This is a genomic window from Actinacidiphila sp. bgisy160 (genome assembly GCF_057707815.1).
Genome location: NZ_JBYIQW010000019.1, coordinates 1 through 21,673, shown reverse-complemented (window position 1 = coordinate 21,673; position 21,673 = coordinate 1). Strand labels below are relative to the sequence as shown.

Here is a 21,673-nt window from a genome sequence, read left to right as displayed (position 1 = left end):
GCGGTGCGCGCTTCCGTCGCATCCGGGTGTCATTCGCAGTCCGTGAGGCGGCGCAGCAGGCGGCCCGCCTCGAGGACCTTGTGCACGTCCTCCGGCGGCAGCGTGCCCAGCCGCACGGCGAGGGCCTCCGCCTCGCCACGGGCCATCCGGGCCAGTTCCCGCCCGCCCGGCTCGGTCATGACCACCCGCGTCGCGCGGCCGTCGACCGGGTCGGGTTCGCGGCGGACCAGCCCGGCCGCCTCGAGTTGCACCACCGCGGCAGTGATCGTGGGCTGGCTGCAGGCCGCCCGTTCGGCGAGGACGCCGACGCGCGAGGGACCGTACTGGTTCAGCAGGGCGAGGACGATGAGCGGGGTCGGCTGCACCCACGGCTCCGGGCGGGCCCGGCGCAGCAGCCGCACCAGGCGGTGCAGGGACACCACGAGGTCCAGGGCCTCGTTCTCGCCGACCACCGCCATCGTCCGCCCCCTCGCGTCGTCTCCCTCGGGTCAGGGGATCCCGATCGTGGGCGTGTACAGGTCCATCCACAGCGCCAGGTCGAGGGCGCGTTCCAGCCCGTGCCGGGCGGCTTGCGTGCTGACCGGGGTGTCGGTCCTGACCGCGTCCTCCAGCCGGGTCCGGCTGACCAGTTCGAACACCGGGTGCGAGGGCCTGGCCAGCAGGTCCTTGGCGTTCTCCTGGAGCGCGACGAAGTACTTCGGGTCCTGGGTGGAGGGGTAGGGGCTCTTGACCCGGTCGTAGACCGAGCGGGGCAGCACGTCCGCGGTGGCCTCGCGCAGCAGGCTCTTCTCTCTGCCGTCGAAGGACTTCAGCGACCAGGGCGCGTTGTAGACGTACTGGACCAGCCGGTGGTCGCAGAACGGGACCCTGACCTCCAGGCCGTTGGCCATGCTCGCCCGGTCCTTTCGGTCGAGGAGGATGCGCACGAAGCGGGTGAGGTGGAGGTGGCTGATGACACGCATCCGGTACTCGAAGTCGCTCTCGCCGTCGAGGCGGTCGACGACGGCTGCCGCCCGGCGGTAGCCGTCGTGGACGTAGCCTTCCAGGTCCAGGGACTTGGCCACCTGGTCGGTGAGGATGTCGCCGTCGTCGCCGAACTCCGTCGCGAAGCGCACCAGCCAGGGGAAGGTGTCGGCCCTGCGGGCCTCCTCGTCGAAGAACTGGCGGTAGCCGCCGAAGACCTCGTCCGCGGACTCGCCCGACAGGGCTACGGTGGAGTGCTGCCGGATGGCCTTGAAGAGCAGGTGGAGCGAGGTGTCCAGGTCACCGAGCCCGGCCGGGATGTCGCGGGCGCGGATCACCGTGGCGCGCACGTCGGGATCGGCGAGCTGATCGGAGTCGAGGACGATGTCCTGGTGCTCGGTACCCCAGAGCCCGGCTACGTCGTGGACGAACGGGGTGTCGGGCGTCCCGCGCAGGCTGTCGGGGACGAAGTGCTCGGTCTGGCCGACGAAGTCGACCGCGAAGCTGCGCACCTTCTCGCCCTGTTCGCCGAGTTGCCGCGCCGCGAGCGCGGTCATCGCCGAGGAGTCCAGGCCGCCGGAGAGCAGGGTGCAGCGCGGCACGTCGGAGACGAGCTGACGGCGCACGATGTCCTCGAGCAGCTCGCGCACGCGCGCGATCGAGGTCTCCTTGTCGTCGGTGTGCGGCTCGGTCCGCAGCGACCAGTAGACGTGGGTGCGCAGGCCGTTCCGCCCGACGGTGACCACTGTGCCGGGCTCGACCTCGCGCATGCCGTCCCAGATCGCGTGGCCGGGCGTCTTGACGAAGGCGAACAGCTCCCGCAGCCCGTCCAGGGTGACGCGGCGAGGGACGAGCGGGTTGGCCAGGATCGCCTTGGGCTCGGACCCGAATAGCACGCCGTCGTCGGTCGGGTAGTAGTAGAACGGCTTGATCCCCATCCGGTCGCGAATCATGACCAGCTTCTGTTCCCGGCTGTCCCAGATGGCGAAGGCGTACATGCCGTTGAGTCGTTCGGCGACCGCCTCCCCCCACTCCAGGTAGCCGCGCAGCACCACTTCGGTGTCGGAGGTGGTGGTGAAGCGGTGACCGCGCGCGGTCAGTTCCTCGCGCAGCTCGGTGAAGTTGTAGGCCTCACCCGAGTACACCATCACCACCGCGCCGCCCTCGGGTGCCTCGGCGCTCATCGGCTGCCGGCCGCCGGGCAGATCGATGATCGCGAGCCTGCGGTGTCCGAGCGCGGCGGGCCCGTCCACCCAGGTGCCGCGGTCGTCCGGGCCGCGGCAGGCCATCGTCTCGGTCATCGCGTCGACCGTTGCCTGCTCGTTCCGCAGATCCCTGCGGAACGAGATCCATCCGGCGATTCCGCACATGCGTGTCCTCCGGGCTCTTGCTGTGCCCGACCGTCGTACGCAACGTCACGGATCGGTGCGGCCCTGGGCGGCTCCGCGGCGCGATGGTCACTCTCAGTGACATGTATCGGGCATCTATCAATTGAGTCTGCGCCGGCTCCGGTCGACCGTCAAACGCCCGCGCCGACCCCGTGGTCCACGAGGGGACCGACCGTCAGACCGGCGTCCCGGCAGGCCGCCACCAGGCCGGGAAGCGCCGCGAGGGTCGCGTGCCAGGAACCCGGGGCGGAGGCGTGGTCGCTGTCGTGGAGCAGGACGGTGGCACCCGCGCCCAGGTCGGGCCGGAGGGTCGCCAGCACGGACTCCGCGGTGGCGCCGGACGTCCAGTCGCGGCCCCAGGCGCTCCACAGGACCGGGGTCAGGCCGGCACGTGCGGCCGCCGCCCAGCGGCCGCCGGTGAGGATGCCGTACGGGGGGCGGTACCACAGCGGCGTGGCGCCGCAGGTCTCGCGGACCGCCCGGACGGCGCGGGCCAGGTCGGCCCGGTCGCGCGCGGGGCCGGGCAGCCACGGGCGGTCGTGGGTCCAGCCGTGGACGGCGATCTCATGGCCGCGCCGCAGGGCCTCGCGCACGATGCGGGGGTGTCCGTCCACCCGAGCGCCCAGGACGAAGAAGGTGGCCCGGACCGAGAGTTCGTCGAGGACGTCCAGGAAGCGCGGGGTGGAGACCGGATCGGGCCCGTCGTCGAAGGTGAGTGCCACGTGGTCGGGGCGCCCGATGCCGGCCAGTGCGGGGAAGGCCCGGCGGCGCAGTCCCGGGAGCCAGGTGGCGGCCGGGACGATGTGGCCGGCCGCCAGGACGCCCCCCGCCAGCGCCGCCCGCCGGACCTCGCCGCCGCGCCTCATCCCGGCCCTCCGTGGACGGTACGGTGACGGTCCTCCCGGCTGCCCGAGCGGTGCTCGCGCGGCACGTCCCAGCCCCCGGCCACGGCGGGCGAGCGCGACAGCCCGACGGTTCCGGCGGCCATCAGGGCGACGCCGGCCGCCTCGGGCACCACGTGCGCCCCGAGGGCGATCCGCTCCCCGAAGAGCACCCAGCCCAGCGCCACGCTCACCACCGCGTCCCCGATGGTGAGCGCCGGCTGGGACGCGGCCAGGCTGCCGGCCCGCAGGGTGACCTGGAGCAGCAGCAGGCTGAGCAGCCCGACGGCGCCCACCGCGTACAGCTGCCAGGAGGCGAGGACCCTGGGCAGGCCCTCGGGGACGCGGCCCGTGATGTCCTTGATCAGCGCCGCCGTGCAGGCGAAGCAGGCGGCGGTGGCGCACCCCAGGACGCAGGCGCGCGCGCCACCGCGCAGCGCCCGCCCGGCGGACCACAGGACGAGCACCAGCAGCGCCAGTGGCACACCGGCGCGCGGCCAGGTGCCCGGCAGGGACTGCGACTGCCCGCCGGAGGGCGCCGCGGCGCCGAGGAACAGCGCCAGTCCCCCGGCCAGCGCCAGGAACCACAGCCAGGTCCCGGCGTCGGGCCGCCGGGAGAACGCCAGGCTTCCCGCCATCAGGGTGAACAGCAGCTCGGTCGCCATCAACGGCTGGACCACCGACAGCTGCCCCACCGCCAGCGCGCTGGCCTGCAGGGCTCCGGAGACCACGAGCGCCGCCATCCCGGCCGCCCAGAACGGGCGCCGGACCAGTCGCAGCAGATGCCGCACCCGCCCGCGCACGCCGTGCCCCGTGCCCTCTTCCTCCTCCTGTTGCAGGGCGGCGCGCCGCTGCAGCGCGGAGGCCGCGCCGTTGGCGAGGGCCGCCAGCAGTGCCAGCACGACGGTCAGGACGGGCACCGCGTCATCCGTACTTGCCCGCGAGACGCCGGTAGACCCAGGGCAGGACGCCGCGTACGGCGACCGGGATCCGCAGCCAGCGGGGGACGTACACCTCGTCCCGTCCGCGGCGGATCGCGTCGGTCACCACCCTGGCGACCCGCTCGGCGGGCATCGGGCGGGGCCGGGAGCGGGTGTACGCCACGCCCCGCGTCGCGAAGAACGGCGTGTCGACGACGCCCGGGATCACGTGGGTGATCCGCACGCCACTGCCCGCCAGCTCGTAGCGGAGCGAGTCGGCGAAGGCGCCCAGCGCCGCCTTGGCCGCGGAGTAGACGGCCTCGTCGCGGACGCCGACGCTGCCCGCGAAGGAGCCGATCAGGACGATGTGTCCGCTGCGCCGGGCCAGCATGCCGGGGAGCACCCGGCGGACCAGTTCCATCGCCGCGACGACGTCCACCGTGAGGATCCGCTCGATGACGGTCTGCGGCATCGAGGCGAAGGGGCCCGCCCAGCCGATGCCCGCCCCGGCCACCAGGAGGTCGACCCGGCCGCCCGTGACGAGCGCGGCGTCGCGCACCAGCCGGCCGGTGCCCTCGGGATCCTCCAGGTCGGCCGGCAGCGCGGTCCCGGAGGTGCGCTCCGCGACCGCCCGCAGGCGCTCGTGGTCGCGGCCGCTGACCAGCAACCGCCAGCCCTCAGCGGCGAGGCGGTCGGCGATCGCGGCACCGATGCCAGAGGACGCCCCGGTCACCAGCGCGACCGGGGCCGGTCCGCCGGCCGGGTCCGCCGGGCCGCGCACGGGCTTGCCGCGCACCGCCTTGCCGCCGGAGACCGCTTGGGGAGGGTGAGAGGTCATGGCTTCGCTTTCTGTCCCTGCCGCTGCAGTTGCCGCCCGGGATGGCCGGTGCGGCTCCCCCGGGGCACGTCCCCCTCCGGTCTCAGTAAACCGCCCGATCGCCGGACCGGCTCTGTGGGCGATCCGGCCGCCGAGCGCGCTCGGCCCGTCGGCCGGTGGCGTGGGCGGTTCGTTTCAAGACAGGGCAAATCGGTTAGACCCGAATAGTCCGCAACTGGTGTACGAGGTGATCACGTGCCGGATGTGCTCGCAGCAGCGCCGCCCGTTTCCTCCCGGCGGGACGTGGTGTCGCGGTGACGCACACCGAGCGGGCGGGCCGTGCGCCGCGGCGTTTCCTCGTGCTCAGCGCCGCCATGGGCGCCGGTCACGACGCGGTCGCCGACGAGCTCGTCGCGCGGCTCACCGCCCGCGGCGGCAAGGCCCGCCGGGCCGACGTCCTGGAACTTCTGCCCGCCCACGCCGGCGCGGTACTGCGCGCCTTCTACCGCGCCAGCGTCCTGCACCTCCCGCTGCTCTACGCGGGCATCTACGCGACGTTCCTGCGCCCGGGTGGGTCACGCCGCACGCCCGGCCCGGGCGGGCTCGCCGGGCTCGCCGAGCGCGGGCTCGCCGAACTCGTCCGGCGCGAGCGCCCGGGCCTGGTCGTCCCGGTGTTCCACCTCGCGGCGCAGCTCACCGGCGGGATGCGGGCCCGCGGATCGCTTTCGGTGCCCAGTGCCGTGGTGGTCACGGACTTCGACGTGCACAGCCAGTGGCTGCACCCCGGCAACGACCTGTACTGCTGCCTCACGGAGAGCGCCGCACGCCGGGTGCGGGAGGCCACCGGCCGCCCGGCCGCCGCGACCGGTCCCCTGGTGGCGTCCCGCTTCCTGGCGTCCGCCCCGGACGCCGGTCCCTGGCACCGGATGTTCCGTGACCGGGCGCGGGACCGGCCGGTCGTCCTGCTCTCCGCCGGTGCCTGGGGAGCCGGCACGCACCTGGCGGACACCGCCGCGCTGCTCGCACAGGCCGGCTTCCTGCCGGTGGCGCTGTGCGGCGAGAACCGGCGGCTGCGGGCCCGGCTCTCCCGTGTCCCCGGGACGCTCGCGCTGGGCTGGGAGCGCGACATGCCCGGGCTGATGAGCGCGGCGGACGCGCTGGTGGACAACGCCGCGGGGCAGACCGCGCTCGAGGCACTGGCCATGGGGCTGCCCGTCGTCGGCTACCGCCCCATCCCGGGCCACGGCAAGGCCGGGGCGCGCCAGATGGCCGCGCTCGGACTGACCCGCTTCGCCCCCGATCCGTGGACGCTGATCGACGTCCTGGACGGCCTCACCCGTCCGCGCCGCGCGCGCCGCACCCCCTCCCCGGCCGCCGCCGCGCTCTTCGCCCCGGACACCGCGGCGCACCTGATGGAGGCGTGCTCACCGGACCCGGTCGCGGTCTGAACGCATGGCCGCCGTACCCACGCCCTGTCCATCACGGGCGCGATGACCTGGAACGTCACCTGGGCGCCGATCCCCGGCTTCGCGCTGCCCGCGCTCGCCCGGCCGTGGCCCGCAAGCCGGGCGTCGCCGGCCCGCTCGGCGACGCCCGGCCGCGGACTACGGCCGCGGACGGCCCTGCTGATCCTCGGCACCTGCTACGACGCCATGGCCGTCGCCGGCGACGTCGTCCAGGTCCTCTTCGGCGCGCCCGGCTGATCCCCGACCACATCGCCTTCCCGGGCCAATGTGACGACCGGGCCTCCTACGCGCCCCCGGCCCCGTCCGGGGCGCCGATGGGCTGTGGTCTCATGGGCGGTGTGAGTCGCGCCGCCGAAGAGACCAACCGCCGGATGCTCCGGGCACGGGACGCGATGGACCGCGCCTACGCGCAGCCGCTGGACGTGCCGGCGCTGGCGCGGATCGCCCATGTGTCGCAGGCGCACTTCACGCGCACCTTCCGGGCTGCCTTCGGGGAGACGCCGCACCGCTACCTGCAGCGCCGCCGCGTGGAACGGGCGATGTTCCTGCTGCGCGAGAGCGACCGGAGCGTGACGGACATCTGCTTCGAGGTCGGCTTTGGCAGCCCGGGGACCTTCAGCCGCACCTTCCGCGACATCGTGGGCACGTCACCGCGGGCGTACCGCAAGCAGGCCACGGCCATGGACGTACCGACGTGCTTCGCGAAGGCATGGATGCGGCCGAGGGCCTGATCGCCCGCTGAACGGGCCGGCAGGCCGAACGGGCTGAGCAGTTTTGGATAAGTTTTCGTCCGGCCCGGCCAGTAGCGTGATGCACATGTTCAACGCCATCACGCACTCGCAGATCTACGTCCTCGACCAGGACGAGGCCCTCGACTTCTACGTCGGCAAGCTCGGCCTGGAGGTGACCGCGGACGTCGACCTCGGCTTCATGCGCTGGCTCACGGTGAGCGTCCCCGGCCACCCGGAGCGCCAGATCCTGCTGGAGAAGCCGGGCCCGCCGGCGATGTCCGAGGAGACCGCGCAGCAGGTCCGCGAGCTGGTCACCAAGGGCGCCGCCGGCGGCCACCTGATCTTCAGCACCGACGACTGCCGCAAGACGTACGAGACGCTCCGGGACCGGGGCGTGGAGTTCACCGAGGAGCCAACCGAGCGCCCGTACGGAATCGACTGCGGCCTGCGGGACCCCTTCGGCAACAACATCCGCTTCACACAGCCGAAGGCCTGAGCCGCGGCCGCCGCGAGGCGCCCGCACGGCGAAGGGAATGTGGGGCACCGCGTGCGTCATGGGCGGCGGCTCCAGCGGCGGCCCGCGCATCACCGGTCTCGACGCGCAGTCCGGTCCGGGCACCGTCGTCGGCGACGACTCCGAGGGCACGGGCTCGACGCCGGGGGCAGCGCGTGCGACCCCAGGGACCCGGCCCCGGGCTGCACACGCCACCTGGTGGGCCCGCAGTTCACCTCCACCGTCACCCGGCCGCTCTACGAACGCGCCCAGCACGTCACCCACTGAGCGCGGCCGGCGACGGCGCCTCCCGGCCGCGAGCCGGGAGGCGCCGTTCACACCCTTCGTCCAACAGCGCCCAAAACCGGTGGCGTTGCTTCTGGAACCGGTGACGGCCGGGGCCTCTCCGCTGGGCCGGGAGGGCGTTAGTCTGTGCCAATCTCCTTGCACAGGCCATCGAGAACGGGGGGCGTGGTGCCGGGGTTCGTGTTCCTGCGGCTGCGCGCGCATCGTCTGCTGCTCGGTGCCGCCCTGCTCTCCGTACTCCTCACGACCTGCGCGGTCGCGGCGCTCGCCGCGTTCAGCTCGGCCGTGGGGGACGCCGGTCTGCGGCGCGCGCTGCAGGAGCAGTCGGCGGCACGGACGCTGGTCGAGATCACCGCGGACGTCGACGGCAAGGACCCGGGCGCGGTGGACGAGGCCGTGCGCGCGACGGCCACCGGCGCCTACGACGGCCTGCCGGCGTCCGTCACCGGGGTCACCCGCTCCGGGCCGTACGGGCTGCCGGCGGCGCTGCGGCCACGTGGTGCCCCGCGCACCGCGGACCCGGACCTGACGGTGCTGTCGACGCTGGACCGGGCGCAGGTGACCATGACCGAGGGGTCCTTCCCCGGCACGCCCGCGGCCGGCGAGCCCGTCCCGGTGGCGCTGCCCGAGGCGGCCGCCGAGGCGCTCAAGGTACGCGCCGGGCAGCTGATCACCCTGGCCGACCGGCTGCACCACGGCACGTTGCGGGTCCGCGTGACCGGGACGTACCGGCCGGTCGACGCGTACTCCCTGTACTGGCGGCTCGACCCACTCGGCGGCCGCGGGGTACGGACGCTCTCCTTCACCACCTACGGGCCGATGCTGACCGGCCCGGGGGCCTTCGGGCCCGGCGGCGTTCCCGCGGTGGAGATGGAGTGGCAGACGCACGGGGACTTCGCCGCGATGACCACGGCCCGCGCCGACGACGTCAGCGGGAGCGTCCAGCGCACGGTGCAGCGGCTGGAAGCCCTGCCGGCCGCGAACTCCGTCGTGGCGGACAGCGAACTCCCGCTCCTGTTCGGTGAGTTGCGTGGCACTTTGCTGGTCAGCCGGTCGACCCTGCTGATCAGCGTGCTGCAGCTGATGCTGCTGGCCGCGCTGTCTCTGCTCCTGGTCGCCGGACTGCTCGCGGAGGAACGTTCCGGCGAGACCGCGCAGTTGCGCGCCCGCGGCGGCTCGCGCGCCCAGATGACCGGTTTCGCCGCGGCCGAGGCCCTGCTGCTGACCGTACCGGCCGTCGTGCTGGCGCCGTTGCTCTCCGGTCCGCTGGTGCGGTTGCTCGCCGGTCACGGGGCACTGGCCCGGGCGGGGGTACGGCTGGAGCCCTCGCCGGTGACCGCCTGGTGGGTGGCGGCGCTCACCGCGCTCGCCTGTGCCCTCGCCGTCGTCGTGCCCGTACTGCGGCGCTCGGGGACGTACGCGCAGGAGTACTCGGCGCGGCGGCGCAGGCGGGCGTTGCCCGCCGCGGCGCAGGCGGGCGCGGACGCGGGCCTGGTGCTCGTGGCCGCCCTGGCGTTCTGGCAGTTGTCCCGCCGCGAGGCGGGGAGCGGAGCGCTGAGCACGGACACCTCCGGACGGCTCGGGCTGGATCCGGTCCTGGTGGGGGCGCCCGCGCTGTGCCTGCTGGCGGGTGCGGTGCTGGCGCTGCGGCTGCTGCCGCTGGCGGCACGGCTCGGCGAGCGTCGCGCGGCGAAGGCCCGCGGGCTGCCGGCGTCCCTGGTGGGCTGGCAGCTGGCGCGCCGCCCGGGCCGCGGGGCGGGGCCTGCCCTGCTGCTGGTCTTCGCCGTGTCGATCAGCATGTTCGCGATCGGCGAGAACAGCACCTGGACCCGGTCGCAGGACGACCAGGCGGACTTCGCGGTCGGCGCCGACCTGCGCGTGTCCGGTTCCGCCACGCCCGCGTTCGGGCAGGGCGGCATCTACGACGACGTGCCCGGCATCGCGGCCGTCACCCCGGCGGCCCGCGACACCGTGTCCCTCCCCCGCGACCGTGACGCCACCGTCGTGGCCGTGGACACCACCGCGGCGGCCCAGGTCCTGCGGCTGCGCGACGACCTGTCCACCGAATCCCTCACCGACCTCATGCGGCCCCTGCGCGCGGACGGCGAAACCGCTGCCCGCGGCGCCGGGTTCGTCCTGCCCGACGGCACGGACCGGCTCCGCCTGACGGTCCGTCTGCGGTCCCTGGGGGCAGAGGACCGCACGATCACGGGCACGGTGACCGACCAGCTGTACGTGACGGTGACCGACCGGTACGGCGTCCCGTACACCCTTCCTCTCGGCGAGGTTCGGGCCGACGGCGAACAGCACGTGCTGGAAGCCGACTTCGCCGCCGTGACGGGCCGGGCACGCGGCGCGGGCCCGGCCGGGCCGCTGCGCATGACCGGGCTCAGGGCCGAGTACCGCGTGCCCCGCCGGAACGAGCGGCACAGCCTGACCGTCACCCGGGTACACGCCATGACCGCCGACGGCCTCCGCGACGTGCCCTCCCCCACCACGACGGCGTGGTCGGCCCGCACGCAGATCGACAACCCCGACTTCCCCGAAGCCCCCGGCCTCGGATACCGCCCCTCGGACGCCGGCAAGCCGCGCTCCGCCGCGGACACCCCGCTGACCGTCCGCTACGACACGGGCGAGGAGCCCTTCCAGAAGGACGCCCCGGGCGGCGCCGACGGCGCCTCCCTCACCCTGCGGGCCGGGCCGCCCCGGCCGCCCACGGTGCTGCCCGCGGTCGTCACCGACGACTTCCTGAGCGCCGTCGACGCGAGACCCGGCAGCACCGTCCCGGTCGAACTGGCCGGCACACGGCTGTCCCTGCGCGTCACGGGGTCGGTCCACGCGCTGCCCACCACCGGGCCGGACGGCTCCTCGGGCACCGGCGGCGGCGCCGTCCTGCTCGACCTGGCGAGCCTCGATCGCGCGCTCGTCCTCCAGGACCAGCGCCCGCTGGAGCCCACCGAGTGGTGGCTCGCCGCCGGTCCGGCCGGAGCTCCCCGTGTCGCGGCGGCGCTGCGGGCCCGCGGGGACGCCGCCACGATCGTCGTCCGCGACGAGGCGCGGGCGGAGTTGCGGCGCGATCCGCTGGGCGCGGGCCCGTTGTCGGCCCTGCCCGCGGCGGTGGTGGCGGCCGCGGTGCTGGCCGCGGTGGGTTTCGCGGTCGCCGCCGCGGGAGCGGTACGAGAGCGGTCGGAGGAGTTCGCGCTGCTGCGGGCGCTGGGCACGCCACGCGGGTCGCTGGCCCGGGTGATCGCGGCGGAGCAGGGGTTGCTGGTGCTGACGGCGGTGGGCGTGGGGGCGCTGCTGGGCGGGCTGCTGACCCGGTCGATCGTGCCGTTGATCGTGCTGACGGCGCGCGCGGACAGCCCGGTGCCCGCGGTACGGGTGCAGTTGCCGGCCGTGCCGCTGCTGGAACTGCTGACCGCGGTGGCGGTGCTGCCGCTGCTGGCGGTGGCGGTGGCGGCGTTGCGCACGGCCGATCCGGTCCGCGCGCTGCGCCGCCAGGGAGGGGAATGACATGGCCGAGGTGCGCGCGGCCCGGACCGCCTCGTGGACCGCTGCCCGCCTGCGCGCGGCCCCGGGCGGGGCGCTGGCGCTGGCCGCCCTGGTCCTGGTGACCGCCTTCCTCGCGGCGGCGCTGCCCCGCTCCGTGGAGGCGTACGAGGACGCCGCGCTGCGCGACACGCTCCGGCACGCCTCCTTGCCCGACCGCAGCGTCACCGCCACCTTGGACGTGTCGTTCGCCGGCGCGCGTGTCGGGGGCGATTCGCCGTTCTTGGCGAGCGCGCTCGCCAGGAACGAGGACGCGTTCCGGAGCGTGGTGCGGCCGCCGCTGGCCCTGGACACCGCGCAGACGGTGTACGGGGTGCGCAACACGGTGGCGGCCGCCGCGACCGATCCCGGCCTGCCGCGTCCGACCAAGAACCTTGATCCGCGGGCGACGCTCGTCTCGCAGCCGGGCTTCGCCGCCCGCTCACGGCTCGTCGCCGGGCGCATGCCCGCGTCCACCTCCGGGGAGCGCGAGGTGGAGGCAGTGCTCACAGCCCGGACCGCCAAGGTGATGGGTCTGCGCTCGGGTTCCACGGTCCGCCTGCTGGACACGACGGGGACCGGGCTGACCGTCCGGATCACCGGGATCGTCGAACCACGCTCGCCCGGCGAGGCCTTCTGGAACGCCGAACAGGACCTGCTCGCCCCTACCTTGGTGAGCGTCCCCGGGCCGCCCGGTGAGGACCCCGAGCACTACTGGCACTTCACCGCGCTGATCGGCCAGGACGCCGGCGGCGTGCTGCTCGGCCTGCCCGAGGGCGCCCGCCTCTACTGGCACCACCCCGCCGACGTCGACGCGCTCTCCGCCCACGACGTGCCCGCGCTGCGCGACCGGCTGGCGTCGCTGTCGGGCGGGCCGGACTCCACACAGCTGCGCACCATGACGGGCAGCGGGGCCATCACCGTGGACGAGGACGGACTCGCCTCGCTCCTGGGGCCGTTCGTACGGGAGCGGGAAGCGGCCGCGCCGCTGGTGCTGATCGCGACGGTCGGCGTGGGCGCGGTGGCGGGCATCGTCCTGCTGATGGCGGGCGGCCTCTCGGCGACCCGCCGTCGCACCGAACTGCGGCTGATGCGGGCTCGCGGAAGCAGTCTGACGGGTCTGTGCGCGCGGCTGCTGACCGAGAGCGCGGTCGTGGTCGTCCCGTCCGCGGCGGCCGGGGTGCTGCTCGCGCTGCTGCTGGTGCCGGCCGAACGCTTCGCGGCCTCCCTGCTCGCCGGGGTGCTGGTGGCGGCGGTCGCCGTGCCGGCGCTGCCGCTGCGGGCGGTGGCGCAAGTCCGCCGGGTCGGCCCGGAGCGGCGTGACGACCTCGTGCAGGCCCCGCCCTCGCGCCGCCGGACGATGGCGGAGCTGACGGTGGCGGTCATCGTGACCGGCGCGGTCGTGGCGCTGCGGCGCCGGGGCACGGCCGGCGGCGGCGCGGACCTGCTGACCGCCGCGGCGCCGGTGCTGGTCGCGGTGATCGGGGCCCTCGTCCTGCTGCGGCTGTACCCGCTGCCGCTGCGCCTGCTGTCCGGGCCCGCGGCCAGGCTGCGGGGCTCGGTGCTGTACCTGGGGCTGGCCCGGGCCGGCCGTACGCCCTCCGCCACGGCGCTGCCGCTGGTGGCCGTGCTGGTGGCGCTGGCCGTGACGTCGTTCGGCGGCTCGGTCCTCACCGGCGTCGAGAGCGGCCGCGACCGGGCCGCCACGCGGGCGGTCGGCGGCGACGCGCGGATCGAGACCCTCACCACGCTCCCCGGCGGACTGGACGCGCGGGTCCGGCGGCTGCCCGGCGTGCTCGGGACCTCGCCCGTGCGGGTCGAGACGGGACTGTCGACGGCGCCGGCCGGGACCTCCTACGACCTGGTGGTCGTCGACCCGGCGCGGTACGCCGCCCTGGCGGCGTCCACGGGCATCGGCGCCCCCTTCTCCGCCGCGGCACTCGAGGACGACGGCACCGGACCGCTCCCCGCGATCGTCTCCCCCGGCCTGGCGGGGGAGTTCGGCAGGACTACCGCGACCGTGCAGGCCTTCGCCGGAGCGACCCCGGTGCGCACCGTCGCGGTGCGGGACGTGACGCCCGCCGTCCTGGGCGGCGACTTCGTCGTCATCCCGGCGGCCGGCCTGGCCCGCACGCATCCCGAGTCCGCCCGCTCCCCCGCCCAGGCCGCGAACACGCTCTACGTGACGGGGCCGCGGCTGGACGGGCGGGCCCTGAACGCCGCCGCGCGCGCCGTCTCATCGGACCTGACGGTGGTCCTGCGCTCCGCGGAACGCGCCTCGTTCACCTCCTCGGCACTCCAGACCGGCGCCCGACGGGTCTACCTGGCGGCCGTGGCCGCCGGCGCGGGCTACAGCGCGCTGGCCCTGCTGCTCTCCCTGATGGTGCACACACCGCAGCGCAAGGCCCTCCTCGCCCGACTCCGGACGATGGGCATGACGGGCCGTCAACGGCAATGGCTCGCCGTCGCGGAGACGCTGCCACAGGTCCTGCTGGGCGCTCTCGGCGGCATCCTGGTCGGCCTGGCCACGGTCCCGCTGCTGCGTCAGGGGGTTGATCTCACCGCCCTCGCCTTCTCCACGACCGAGCCGGTCACCGGCGCGTCCGGGACGGTGCTGCGCACCGACGCGGCGTCGCTGCTGGTGCCGTCGGCCGCGCTGGTGGTGCTGGCCTGCGTGGTGCTGGCCGTGCAGGCCTGGCTGACCGGACGACGGGGAGAAGGAACCGAACTGCGGATGGGGGAATGATCATGAGTCAGGTCACGTCCGGGACCGCCGAGCGCGACCGCGCCCCCGACCACCACACCGACAACGCCGAGGGCGCGCCGGACTCGTAAGCCGACGCCGCTGCTGCGGCGGAGCTTTTGCCGCGGTCCCCGGCCAAGCCATCACGATGACACGGCCGTCACGGAACGGTGAGCGTCCCACCTCGTTCTGTGCTCGGGCGACACCGGAGCCCAGAACCTCCGTGAGGCAAGACGGCTCAACTGCACGACCGTCGGGCGGGAAGCAGACCTTCACACGGGGCCGCCCGGCGGCACGTGGCACGTACTCGACGAGTGACGAGCCCGGCGCACCGGACGTTCCGGACAACCCACCGCCCGGCAGCCTTCTCTTCGCGGCGACACGGACGTCCTTGACGGTCACGCGGCGGGCGACACCTTCCCGTCCCGGGCCGCCACCCCGGACGGCCTCTGGCGCGGGCGGACCAACGACTCTTACGCGAAGCCCGACTCATGTCAACATGTATTCCTAATTCAGGAGAATCCCGGAACGCGGCGCGCCCGGAACCTTGACAGGCTCTTCCCGGCGGGTGCATGTTCGGCAACGTTGTCATCGCGATGGCAACGTTGTCATCGCCATGATGTCAGGCCGTCTCGTCATTGAACATCCCTGAACGGAGCCGCTGTTCATGCCGGATAAGTCCTCCTTGCCCTCCCGTCGCGCCGTACTCTCCACCGGCTCCACCCTCCTCGCGGGGTTCGGGCTCGGCATGGCCTTCCCCGCCGCCGCGGCAGCGCAGACACGGCCCTCGAACCCCGCCGGTGCCCGGAGCGAACTCGCCGCGTACCGCCCGGTCACGGTGTCCTCCACCGACTACGCCCCCACACCTGCCGAGTTCGCCGTCGACGGCCTCGACCGGGTCGGCGTGCGGGGCTCCGGGTGGCGGGCCGCCGCCGGCGACCCGCAGTGGATATCCGTCGACCTCCAGGGGCTGTGCGAGGTGGAGTCCGTGCGCCTCACCTTCGAGGCGACCGCCGACGACCCGCCGTACACCCCCTCGACCGGCGGCAACCCGCGCGACAACACCACCGGCCAGGAGATCCTGTCGAGTTGCGCGGTCGCCTTCGTCATCGAGACCTCGCGCGACGGGAAGTCGTGGACCGTCGTGCACCGCACCGACGACGGCAAGGGCGGGGTCGTGGAGATCGCCCTGGCCGAGCCCGTCACCGCCCGCTGGGTGCGGATGACCGTCACCAAACGTTCCAACGCCAACCCGCTGGGCCTCAACGGCCTCCAGGTGTACGGCACCCCGCGCGGAAAGCGCCCCGAGGCCACCGGCTGGACCGACTGGGGCACCCACCACCGCACGCCCCCGGCCCTCGAGGTCGCCGACGACGGCACCGTACCGCTGGAGTCCGGCTGGGACCTGACCATGGACGACTGGGCGGGCGGCACCGCCGCGGAGCTGTCGGCCCCGTCCGTGGACACCAGCGCCTGGCTGCCGGCCGTCGTGCCCGGGACCGTCCTGTCCTCCCTCGTCGCCGAGGGGCACCTGCCCGACCCGGTCGCCGGCTTCGCCAACCTGCACATCCCCGAGGCCCTCTCCCGCCACTCCTGGTGGTACCGGCGCGAGTTCCGCCTGCCCAAGGGCCTGCCCACCGGGGCGGGACGCCGCGTCTGGCTCGAGTTCGACGGGGTCAACCACGAGGCGGACATCTGGCTCAACGGCAAGCAGGCCGGCACCCTCACCTTCCCCTTCGCCCGCGCCACCTACGACGTGACCGGGCTGCTGGCCGCCGAGGGCCCGCAGGCCCTCGCGGTGAGGATCAGCCCCATGCCGTTCCCCGGCAGCCCCGGCGACAAGGGCCCGGCGGGTCTCGCCTTCGTCGACGCCGGCGCGAACATGATGAACCGCAACTCGCCGACCTACCTGGCCTCCTCCGGCTGGGACTGGATGCCCGCAGTGCGCGACCGGGCCGCCGGCATCTGGAATCACGTGCGCCTGCGCTCCACAGGCGACGCCGTACTCGGCGACCCCCGCGTCGACACCGTCCTGCCCGACCTGCCCGACACGGGCACGGCCGAAGTCACCATCGTCGTCCCGGTCCGCAACGCAGCGGCGGACGCCCGGTCCGTCACCGTCACCGCCGCCTTCGACGGTGTGCGCGTGCGGCGGACGGTCACCGTGCCCGGGGGCGGGAGCACCGACGTCGTCTTCGCCCCGGCTTCCGACCCCCGGCTGCGCGTGCGGAACCCGAAGCTGTGGTGGCCCAACGGCTACGGCGAGCCGGAGCTGCACCGGCTCACCCTCACCGCCTCCGTCGCCGGGCAGGAGAGCGACCGGCGCACCACGCGCTTCGGCATGCGTCAGTTCGGCTACGAGTACGACGTCCCGCTGACGTTCCAGTCGGGCTCCGACGCCTACGCCCAGACGGTCACGTTCGCCCGCACGACCGCCCGTCACGTGCGGGTCCTGTGCCGGACGCGGGCGACCGACTGGGGTTCGTCGATGTGGAGCCTCACGGTGGCCGACAGCTCCGCGCCCGGCGTCGACCTGGCCCTGCACAAGGAGGCCTACGCCTCCTCGACCGACGACCCGGCCAACCAGCCGGGCAACGCCACGGACGGGAACCCGGACACCCGGTGGTCGTCGGAGTTCAAGGACGACCAGTTCATCCGGGTCGACCTGGGCTCCGCGGTGTCCTTCGACCGCGTCGTCATCACCTGGGAGCAGGCGTACGCCGAGACGTACACCATCCAGGTCTCCGACGACGGCGACCACTGGACCGACGCCGCATCGGTGGACAACTCCGCCGTCCCCCTGCCGTTCCGGACCGGAGGCGCGGCGAGCCTGCAGAACGTCGACTTCTCCGCCACCACGGCGCGCCACGTGCGGATCCTGTGCCACACGCGGGCCACCAGCTGGGGCTCGTCCATGTGGGGCCTGTCGGTGGTCGACAGCGGCACGCCGGGCGTCGACCTCGCGCTGCGCAAGGAGGCCACCGCCTCGTCCTTCGAGGGCGAGGGCAGCGAGCCGGCCAACGCGGTGGACGGCAAGCCGGGCACCCGCTGGTCCTCCAAGTACGAGGACGAGCAGTGGATCCGGGTGGACCTGGGCGCCCCGGTGCGCTTCGACCGCGTCGCCATCACCTGGGAGCAGGCGTACGCCAAGACCTTCACCGTCCAGGTCTCCGACGACGGCGACCACTGGACGGACGTGAAGTCCGTCGACAACTCCACCGTACCGCTCAAGATCAGCGTCAACGGCGTCCGCGTCTTCGCCCGCGGCGGCAACTGGGGCTGGGACGAGCTGCTGCGCCGCATGCCGGCGGACCGCATGGACGCGGCCGTGCGCATGCACCGCGACATGAACTTCACGATGATCCGCAACTGGGTCGCCAGCAGCAACCGCGAGGAGTTCCACGCCAGTTGCGACGAGTACGGCCTGCTGGTGTGGAACGACTTCCCCAACGCCTGGGCAATGGACCCGCCGAACCGCCAGGCCTTCCTGGACCTGGCCCGGGACACCGTGCGGCGCTACCGCATCCACCCCAGCGTCGTGGTGTGGTGCGGCGCCAACGAGGGCAACCCCCCGGGTCCGGTCGACGACGGGATGCGCGCCGCGGTGCGCGCGGAGGCACCCGCCCTGCTGTACCAGAACAATTCGGCGGGCGGCATCGTCTCGGGCGGCGGCCCGTACGGCTGGGTCGAGCCCGAGCGGTACTACTCCGCGTCCACCTACGGCGGCGGCGTCTTCGGCTTCCACACCGAGATCGGCATGCCCGTCGTATCGACCGCCGAGACCATGCGGCGCATGGCCGGCGAAGAGCCCGCGTGGCCGGTCGGCGGCGTCTGGTACCACCACGACTGGAGCACCCGCGGCAACCAGGCCCCGCAGAACTACCACGCGGCCATCGAGGGCCGGCTCGGCACCGCGGAGGACCTCTACGACTTCTGCCGCAAGGCGCAGTTCGTCAACTACGAGAACTTCCGCGCCATGTTCGAGGCCTGGAACGGCCGGCTGTGGGACGACGCCTCCGGTCTGATGCTGTGGATGTCGCACCCCGCCTGGTACAGCACGGTGTGGCAGACGTACGACTACGACTTCGACGTCAACGGCGCCTACTACGGCGTCCGCAAGGCCGCCGAGCCCGTCCACGTGCAGGCCGACCCCGTCAGCGGGAAGGTCGTGGCGGTCAACCACACGCCCCGGGCCCTGACGGGCGCGAAGGTGTCCGCGCGTCTGTTCGACCTGTCCGGCCGTCCGCTGTCCCCGGAGCGGCACGGGACGGTGGACGTGGCCGCGTCGGCGAAGGCCGACGCCTTCACGGTGGCCTGGACGGACGACCTGCCGGACTTCCACCTGCTGCGCCTGAGCCTGACGGACCGCCACGGAGAGGTGCTGTCCGAGAACGTCTACTGGCGCTACCGCAAGCCCGAGCACATGCGGGCGCTCAACGAGGCCGCCCGGACCCGGGTCTGCGCCGACGTCACGGACACCGACCTCGCGGGCGCCCGCCACGGGCTGACGGCGCGGCTGAGCAACCGCGGGTCCTCGGTGGCCGCCCTGGTCCGGCTCTGCCTGCTGGACTCCCGTTCCGGCGACCGGGTGCTGCCCACGCTGTACAGCGACAACTACCTGTGGCTGCTGCCGGGCGAGAGCCGCACGGTGACGCTGTCCTGGCCCGCCGGGGCGCTGCCGTCGAAGCGGCCCGGACTGCGGGTCGACGGTTACAACGTGCCGCAGGTCACCGCGCAGCCGTAACCGGTCGCGCGGGCGCGGGGGTCACCTGCCGGGTGGCCCCCACGCCGGTCCGGCGTGCCGGGAACCCGTCCCACATCGCGGACGTCTGACAGGAGGTGACGACTTCTCCAGCCCTGATGCGCCCGGCGCGGTTCGGCGACCTGGCGGCCATCGTGGACCTGCACACGCAGGCACGTGCCGCGTACTACCAGGCGGGCGGCCTGCCCGGCTCCGAGATCGACAGTCCCGACGGGTGGGCGCGCCGCCGGGCGTCCTGGGCGCAGGCCATCCAGTCGGGCGCGATGACGGTGCTGTGCGCCGTCGAGGACACCGAGGTGGTCGGTGTGGTGGCCATGGGGCCGCCGAAGGAAGGCGCGGAGGCCGCGCGCTCCTGCGGTCAGCTGCACCGGATCCATGTACGCCCGGACCGCTGGGGCCGCGGCGTCGGGGGGCTGTTGCACGCCGAATTCGTGCGCTTCCTGCGGGAATCCTCCCTGGAGACGGGTCTGCTGGACGCCTGGGAGCGCAACAGCCGCGCCCTTGCGTTCTACACCCGTCAGGGGTGGGTCCCGGACGGCCACCGCCGCCCCGGCCCGGGTGGCCTCGACTTCCTGCGGCTCCGGCTCGACCTGCACGACCGCGTGTCCGCCGCCGCGTCGTCGGGCACTTCCCAGCCGCGGGCCTGACGCGCGCCGCGTGGCATCCTGTGCGCGTGCAGATCAAGGGGTACGAGGGCGGGCCGCTGACGGCCGGTGAGCCCCTGGCAGCCCGGCCCGGCTTCTGGGCGAACCACCTCCTGGAGTGGTGCGCGGCAGGGCCGGACGGCGGCCGTCCCGAGCCGAAGTGGTTCGGGGACGACGGCGCCGACAGCGACGCCCTGGGCGAGGTGCTGTACGACGAGTCGGCCTGGCCGGTCCTCCGAGTGCCTTTCGGGGACGGGCACTGCGCCGTCGTGGTCTTCCGGAACTTCGCCGACGCATTCGGGCTCGACTTCCTGCTCACCCATCCCGGCTGGGCCGGCGCGCGGACGCTGCTGTCGTACGACGGCGAACGCCGCGGCCCCGGCCTCGGCTGGCGGCACCTGCTGCACGTCGCCGCGGCGGTGCCGGCCGCCGGGCCGCGGGAGGGCCTGACCGATCCCGCCGCCCGGCTGCTGCTCCTGCTGCCCTTGCTCAACGACGGCCGCCGGCACGCCCGGCAGGCCGTCCCGCGGATCGCCGGTGCGCTCACGGCGGTCGGGGCGCCGGAGGAGACGGCGGGGACGGCGGCCCGGTGCCTGGTCGACGGGACGGCGGACGAGGTCTGGCACGATCCGGCCTGGGGCTCGCCGCTGAGCGGCGGCTCCCGTACGGGGAACGGCGACGGACGTCCCGGACCCGGGCCGCGTCCGCGCCCTCGGTGAGCACGGGGAGCCGTTGGCGGGGGTCAGCGCGTCAGGGACGTGACCCATTCTCCACAGTGACGACGACGGCCTGCCGCCCGACGAACGCCGCAACCACCAGGGCCCCGTGAGGTTCGAGCGAGGGTGGCGAGAGCGTGCGGGGACCCCCGCCTGCGGAGGGCACGCGGACAGCGCATAAGGTTAGGCTCGCCTAACGCTTCAAAGGTGAACCACGTACAGGAGTCTCCACATGTCTCTTCGGCGCCGCGGCACAGCCGCCGTCGCTGTCGCCATCGCCGCCGCGCTGTCCCTCGCGGCCTGCGGCGGGTCCAGCAGCAACGGGAAGGAGAGCAGCGCAGCCGCCTCCGCGACCGCCGGGTCCAAGGACTCCAAGTCCGTCGCGAAGGGCGGCAAGGACTTCGGGGACGCCGCCGAGAAGACCGCGGCCATGGGCACCACCGCCAAGCCGGGCGAGTGGCCGCGCACCATCACGCACGCCATGGGCAGCACCGTACTCAAGGCGCGGCCGAAGCGCGTCGTGGTCCTGGACGTGGGTGAGCTCGATAACGTCGTCTCGCTCGGCGTCAAGCCGGTCGGCCTCGCGCCCACCGAGGGCTCGCCGGAACTCCCGTCCTACCTCGAGGGCGACGCGGGCAAGCCCGCGAACATCGGCACCATCAACAGCCTCAACCTGGAGGCGATCGCCGCGCTCAAGCCCGACCTGATCCTGGGCAGCCAGCTGCGCGCCGCCGACTCCTACGACGAGCTGTCGCAGATCGCGCCGACCGTCTTCTCCATCCGCCCCGGCTTCACGTGGAAGGAGAACTACCTCCTCAACGCCGCCGCGCTGGACAAGACCGCGCAGGCCAAGGCGAGCCTGGAGGCGTACACGAAGAAGGCCCGGGAGCTCGGCACGAAGCTCGGAGCCGACAAGCCGACCGTGTCGATGGTGCGTTACATGCCCGAGGGCAAGATCCGCCTCTACGCGAACGACTCGTTCATCGGCACCATCCTCAAGGACGTCGGCATCCCGCGGCCGAAGAACCAGGACATCGACGACCTGGCCGCGGAGATCAGCGCGGAGAACATCGACCAGGCCGACGGCGACTACATCTTCACCGGCGTCTACGGCGACCCCAAGGCCACCGAGAAGTCCAAGGCCCAGGGCAACCCGCTGTGGAAGAACCTGAAGGCGGTCAAGGACGGCCACGCCTTCGACGTGCCGGACGAGACCTGGTACCTCGGGCTCGGGGTCACCGCGGCGCACGCGGTCCTCGACGACCTGGACAAGCACCTCACCGCCTGAGCCGGCGAGGCCGTTCCAGAGCCGTGG

Annotated in this window: 15 protein-coding genes; 10 read left to right on the top strand and 5 right to left on the bottom strand. The window is 74.0% G+C overall.

The window, feature by feature from the left end; translation table 11 throughout:
* Positions 1 to 29 precede the first annotated feature (29 nt).
* The 5 genes from AC3EUJ_RS17400 to AC3EUJ_RS17380 form a co-directional block, all read right to left on the bottom strand.
* Positions 30 to 458, bottom strand: a complete 429-nt coding sequence (locus AC3EUJ_RS17400; RefSeq protein WP_431962215.1) for a MarR family winged helix-turn-helix transcriptional regulator — start codon at positions 456 to 458, stop codon at positions 30 to 32.
* A gap of 30 nt (positions 459 to 488) precedes the next feature.
* Entirely contained in the window at positions 489 to 2,333 is a 1,845-nt protein-coding gene (asnB, locus tag AC3EUJ_RS17395; RefSeq protein ID WP_431962213.1) for an asparagine synthase (glutamine-hydrolyzing), read from the bottom strand.
* A gap of 149 nt (positions 2,334 to 2,482) precedes the next feature.
* Positions 2,483 to 3,217 (bottom strand): polysaccharide deacetylase family protein, encoded by a 735-nt coding sequence (locus tag AC3EUJ_RS17390; RefSeq protein WP_431962211.1) that lies wholly within the window; start codon positions 3,215 to 3,217, stop codon positions 2,483 to 2,485.
* Positions 3,214 to 4,152, bottom strand: coding sequence for a DMT family transporter (locus AC3EUJ_RS17385; protein WP_431962209.1), 939 nt, complete (start codon positions 4,150 to 4,152; stop codon positions 3,214 to 3,216). The genes AC3EUJ_RS17390 and AC3EUJ_RS17385 overlap by 4 nt, the downstream gene beginning before the upstream one ends.
* A gap of 4 nt (positions 4,153 to 4,156) precedes the next feature.
* Positions 4,157 to 4,990 carry an SDR family NAD(P)-dependent oxidoreductase gene (locus AC3EUJ_RS17380; protein ID WP_431962207.1) on the bottom strand — a complete coding sequence of 278 codons (834 nt, stop codon included), beginning with the start codon at positions 4,988 to 4,990 and terminating at the stop codon, positions 4,157 to 4,159.
* Between the two features lie 293 nt (positions 4,991 to 5,283).
* On the opposite strand from AC3EUJ_RS17380, the gene AC3EUJ_RS17375 reads away from it, so the two are divergent.
* From AC3EUJ_RS17375 to AC3EUJ_RS17330, 10 genes are all read left to right on the top strand, one after another.
* Positions 5,284 to 6,417, top strand: a complete 1,134-nt coding sequence (locus AC3EUJ_RS17375) for an MGDG synthase family glycosyltransferase (protein WP_431962205.1) — start codon at positions 5,284 to 5,286, stop codon at positions 6,415 to 6,417.
* A 42-nt stretch (positions 6,418 to 6,459) separates the two neighbouring features.
* Entirely contained in the window at positions 6,460 to 6,672 is a 213-nt protein-coding gene (locus tag AC3EUJ_RS17370) for a hypothetical protein (protein ID WP_431962203.1), read from the top strand.
* A gap of 92 nt (positions 6,673 to 6,764) precedes the next feature.
* A complete protein-coding gene (locus tag AC3EUJ_RS17365) occupies positions 6,765 to 7,166 on the top strand; it encodes a helix-turn-helix domain-containing protein (RefSeq protein ID WP_431962201.1) in 402 nt (133 codons plus the stop codon).
* An 85-nt stretch (positions 7,167 to 7,251) separates the two neighbouring features.
* On the top strand, positions 7,252 to 7,662 hold the full coding sequence (locus tag AC3EUJ_RS17360; RefSeq protein WP_431962199.1) for a VOC family protein: 411 nt from the start codon (positions 7,252 to 7,254) through the stop codon (positions 7,660 to 7,662).
* Positions 7,663 to 8,133: 471 nt separating this feature from the next.
* Positions 8,134 to 11,478 (top strand): FtsX-like permease family protein, encoded by a 3,345-nt coding sequence (locus AC3EUJ_RS17355; protein ID WP_431962197.1) that lies wholly within the window; start codon positions 8,134 to 8,136, stop codon positions 11,476 to 11,478.
* A 1-nt stretch (position 11,479) separates the two neighbouring features.
* On the top strand, positions 11,480 to 14,239 hold the full coding sequence (locus AC3EUJ_RS17350) for an FtsX-like permease family protein (protein WP_431962195.1): 2,760 nt from the start codon (positions 11,480 to 11,482) through the stop codon (positions 14,237 to 14,239).
* Positions 14,240 to 14,903: 664 nt separating this feature from the next.
* Positions 14,904 to 18,980 carry a discoidin domain-containing protein gene (locus AC3EUJ_RS17345; protein WP_431962193.1) on the top strand — a complete coding sequence of 1,359 codons (4,077 nt, stop codon included), beginning with the start codon at positions 14,904 to 14,906 and terminating at the stop codon, positions 18,978 to 18,980.
* A gap of 95 nt (positions 18,981 to 19,075) precedes the next feature.
* Positions 19,076 to 19,645, top strand: a complete 570-nt coding sequence (locus AC3EUJ_RS17340; RefSeq protein ID WP_431962191.1) for a GNAT family N-acetyltransferase — start codon at positions 19,076 to 19,078, stop codon at positions 19,643 to 19,645.
* Positions 19,646 to 19,671: 26 nt separating this feature from the next.
* Positions 19,672 to 20,361 carry a hypothetical protein gene (locus AC3EUJ_RS17335; protein ID WP_431962189.1) on the top strand — a complete coding sequence of 230 codons (690 nt, stop codon included), beginning with the start codon at positions 19,672 to 19,674 and terminating at the stop codon, positions 20,359 to 20,361.
* A 229-nt stretch (positions 20,362 to 20,590) separates the two neighbouring features.
* On the top strand, positions 20,591 to 21,646 hold the full coding sequence (locus tag AC3EUJ_RS17330) for an iron-siderophore ABC transporter substrate-binding protein (RefSeq protein WP_431962187.1): 1,056 nt from the start codon (positions 20,591 to 20,593) through the stop codon (positions 21,644 to 21,646).
* Positions 21,647 to 21,673: the final 27 nt, after the last annotated feature.

Bases quoted from the DNA above. Each gene is read 5' to 3' on its own strand.
- AC3EUJ_RS17400 (WP_431962215.1), bottom strand. From the start codon at position 458: ATGGCGGTGGTCGGCGAGAACGAGGCCCTGGACCTCGTGGTGTCCCTG.
- asnB (WP_431962213.1), bottom strand. From the start codon at position 2,333: ATGTGCGGAATCGCCGGATGGATCTCGTTCCGCAGGGATCTGCGGAAC.
- AC3EUJ_RS17390 (WP_431962211.1), bottom strand. From the start codon at position 3,217: ATGAGGCGCGGCGGCGAGGTCCGGCGGGCGGCGCTGGCGGGGGGCGTC.
- AC3EUJ_RS17380 (WP_431962207.1), bottom strand. From the start codon at position 4,990: ATGACCTCTCACCCTCCCCAAGCGGTCTCCGGCGGCAAGGCGGTGCGC.
- AC3EUJ_RS17370 (WP_431962203.1), top strand. From the start codon at position 6,460: ATGACCTGGAACGTCACCTGGGCGCCGATCCCCGGCTTCGCGCTGCCC.
- AC3EUJ_RS17365 (WP_431962201.1), top strand. From the start codon at position 6,765: ATGGGCGGTGTGAGTCGCGCCGCCGAAGAGACCAACCGCCGGATGCTC.
- AC3EUJ_RS17360 (WP_431962199.1), top strand. From the start codon at position 7,252: ATGTTCAACGCCATCACGCACTCGCAGATCTACGTCCTCGACCAGGAC.
- AC3EUJ_RS17350 (WP_431962195.1), top strand. From the start codon at position 11,480: ATGGCCGAGGTGCGCGCGGCCCGGACCGCCTCGTGGACCGCTGCCCGC.
- AC3EUJ_RS17345 (WP_431962193.1), top strand. From the start codon at position 14,904: ATGCCGGATAAGTCCTCCTTGCCCTCCCGTCGCGCCGTACTCTCCACC.
- AC3EUJ_RS17330 (WP_431962187.1), top strand. From the start codon at position 20,591: ATGTCTCTTCGGCGCCGCGGCACAGCCGCCGTCGCTGTCGCCATCGCC.